General features: G+C 65.4%; 3 protein-coding genes and 1 tRNA gene. 2 read left to right on the forward strand and 2 right to left on the reverse strand.

From position 1 onward, the window contains the following. The coding region (locus RMO40_RS09550; RefSeq protein WP_309719684.1) for a hypothetical protein at positions 1–988 on the forward strand (988 nt) is incomplete at its 5' end. Next, complete coding sequence (locus RMO40_RS09555) at positions 985–2,415, forward strand: Dyp-type peroxidase domain-containing protein (protein WP_309719687.1); 1,431 nt, start codon at positions 985–987, stop codon at positions 2,413–2,415. The genes RMO40_RS09550 and RMO40_RS09555, both read left to right, overlap by 4 nt. A gap of 21 nt (positions 2,416–2,436) precedes the next feature. On the opposite strand, the gene RMO40_RS09560 is transcribed toward RMO40_RS09555, so the two are convergent. After that, a tRNA-Phe gene (locus tag RMO40_RS09560) sits at positions 2,437–2,512 on the reverse strand. Positions 2,513–2,559: 47 nt separating this feature from the next. Further along, positions 2,560–3,045 (reverse strand): response regulator (locus RMO40_RS09565; RefSeq protein ID WP_309719690.1); only part of this gene is annotated, 486 nt, incomplete at its 5' end.

Genomic DNA, 3,045 nt, shown 5'->3' on the forward strand with positions numbered 1-3,045 from the left:
CGCCCTCGATCGCCTGAACAAGGCCATCGATCGCCCCACCGCCACACCGGCAGGCTACCTGCTGTACCCGGTGGGCCTGGTCTGTTGGGCCGCCGTCATCGCCTCCCTGCCCTTGATCGTGTGGGGCATCCTGCAATGGCCCGTGCAGCTGCTTGCTCCTCACTGGACCTTTGCGCACCTGCTGCACAACGTGCACCTCGGATGGACCTGGGGGATGCTCGGCTGGGCCGTGCTCGCGGTGGTCGCCGCGGGCCTGCTCCTGTGGGCGCTGTTCGTGCTGCTGCCCCGGCTTTTCCCGGGGTGGGGCAAGTGGCTGCGCGGCGTTTTCGCCTGGTTCAACCGACCGCGGCAAGAAGAGATCCCGCGCGCCCACCAGGTGCACCCTTCCATCGACGCCTGCGAGGCCGAGCGCATCGGCGGCACCGCGCACATCATCAGCCTCACCGAGATCAAGTGCCCCTACGCCTGGAACCGCTTCTGGCTGCGGCTCTCGCTGCGTGCGGTGACCTTATTCGGCCGCATCTTCTTCACCGAAGGCCGACTGGGCGATGCGCCCGGCATCAAGTTCGGCCACTGGCACATCATCGACGACGGGCGGCGCCTGCTCTTCACCAGCAACTACGACGGCTCCTTCGGCGGCTACCTCGACGACTTCATCAACGGCGCATCACGCGGCACCAACATGTTCTGGCGCTGGACCGAGCTGAGCCGGCGCCCGGCAGCACTTCCCAACAGGCTCGACGAGCACCCCCACGTGCCGAATGACCGCGCTTTCCCGCCCACGCGCTACTGGCTGTGGCGCGGGGTGAAGTGCGAACAATGGTTCAAGGCCTATGCCCGCGACAGCATGCTGCCGCACCTGTTTCACTTCGAGGCCTACAAGCACACCGTCAACGACATCGACCGCGCCACCCGCCTGCGCAACGCACTCTTCGGCGAACGTACCGCCGCGAAAGACGACCAGATCATGAGGGCTCTCGAATCATGAAAAACCAGGCGCCCCGCATCAAGGACTCGCGCAAGGACATGCAGGCCATCCTGCGCAGCGGCTTCAACTCGCTCACGCACAGCAGCTACTGGCTGCTGACCATCAAGGATGCGGCCCAGGCGCGCTCGTGGTTGCAAGCCGTGCGTCCACTCGTCAAAAGTGCGAGCGAGGTTGGCAGCGACGACGGCGGCAAGCCGGCAGAAGCCAGCCGCGCCGTGACCCTGGCTTTCAGCTACACCGGCCTGCAGACACTGGGCATCGCCGAAGACCCGGCGTTCCCCTTTCCCACCCCGTTCAAGGCGGGCATGGGCAGCCCTCAGCGCGAGGCCTTGCTGCGCGACGCCGGCCAGGTGGAATGGTCGTGGGGCGACGTGTGCCGCGATTTCACCTCTCGGCAGGTGGTCCACATCCTGGTGGCGCATTTCTGGCACCACGGCGCAGAGCCAGCGTGGCCAGAGGAGGAGGTCTTCGCCGCGGCCTTCGACAGCAGGGCCATCCACGGCGACAGCGGCTTCTTTCAACCCGATGGAACCACCCAAGAAGCCTTCGGCTTCCGAGATGGCCTGTCGCAGCCCATCGTTCCCGGCCTGCGCGACAGGCCCGAGCAACTGGAAGCCAACTCCCTGCAGAAAGACCATGTGGTCGAACCCGGTGAGTTCGTCCTGGGGCACGTCAACGAGTACCGCGAGATCACCTACTGCCCCGACGTGCGTGACTGGCACGCCAAGGATGACAACGACGTTGCCGTGCGTTTCGGCCAGAACGGCAGCTACCTGGCGGTGCGCCAGATCCACCAGTACGTGGACGCGTTCAACAAGCTGACGAATGTGCCGGCACCGCCTGCACCCGGCTGCCCATTCGACAAACTCACGGTGGCCGAGAAACTCATGGGCCGCCGAAAAGGCGCCCCGGGCACGCCCCTGGCGTGGCACCCGGACCGACCGACGGACCCCAACGCCTTTCGCTACCGGGTCGACGACCTCAACGGGCTGCAATGCCCACGCGGTGCACACATTCGACGCGCCAACCCCCGAGACACCCTGGGCCATGACGTGAAGTCGGGGGTGGCGGCTTCCAAGCTGCACCGCCTGTTGCGGCGCGGCCGGTCCTATCGGCAGGGGAACGACCAAGGCATCTTCTTCATCGCCTGCAATGCCGACCTGGACAGGCAGTTCGAGTTCGTGCTGCAGCGCTGGCTGGGCAACCCGCATTTCGGCGACATGCGCGAAGAAACCGACCCCCTCCTGAACGGCTGGCCAAAGCCGACGCCCACATTCGCCATCCCCGGCCTCCCCATCGGGAAGTCACTGACGTTGGCCCAGTTCACGAGAACGCTGGGCGGAGGCTATTTCTTCCTGCCCGGCATCAAGGCGCTCCAGTTCATTGCCGCAGAAGGCCCTGAATGTGAAAAGCCCTCGAATCTTTGAAGGATCGAGGGCTTGATGTTCTGGTGGCCTGGGGCGGAATCGAACCACCGACACGCGGATTTTCAATCCGCTGCTCTACCAACTGAGCTACCAGGCCTTGTCACTTGACGTGAGCCGGCGATTATAGCCGCTCAAAAAGGGCCATCAGTTCCCGCCTGCGCCGCGCTTGTTGCGGGACAAATCCACACCCAGCTGCTTGAGCTTGCGGTACAGGTGCGTGCGCTCCAGGCCGGTCTTTTCGGCCACACGGGTCATGCTGCCGTTTTCCTTGGCGAGGTGAAACTCGAAGTAGCTTTTCTCGAAGGCGTCGCGCGCCTCGCGCAGCGGGCGGTCCAGCTCGAACAGCTGCTCGGGCTGCGGGCCCAGTGTGAGCGGCGCCACCGGCAGCATGACACCACCGGTCATCACCGATTCGACAGTCAGGCTGGTCTCCATCCGCATCGGCTGGGCCGCCGGGCTGGCCGCCCGTGAGGCCGGTTTGGCCAGCGCCTGCTCCACCGCGCGCAGCAGCTTTTGCAGCGTGATCGGTTTTTCGAGAAAGGCGATGGCGCCGACCTTGGTGGCCTCCACCGCGGTGTCGATGGTGCCGTGGCCCGACATCATGATCACCGGCATGGTGAGCAGCGCCGC

Origin of the sequence: Rhizobacter sp., assembly GCF_031412075.1 — a bacterium.
Lineage (GTDB): Bacteria > Pseudomonadota > Gammaproteobacteria > Burkholderiales > Burkholderiaceae_C > Rhizobacter.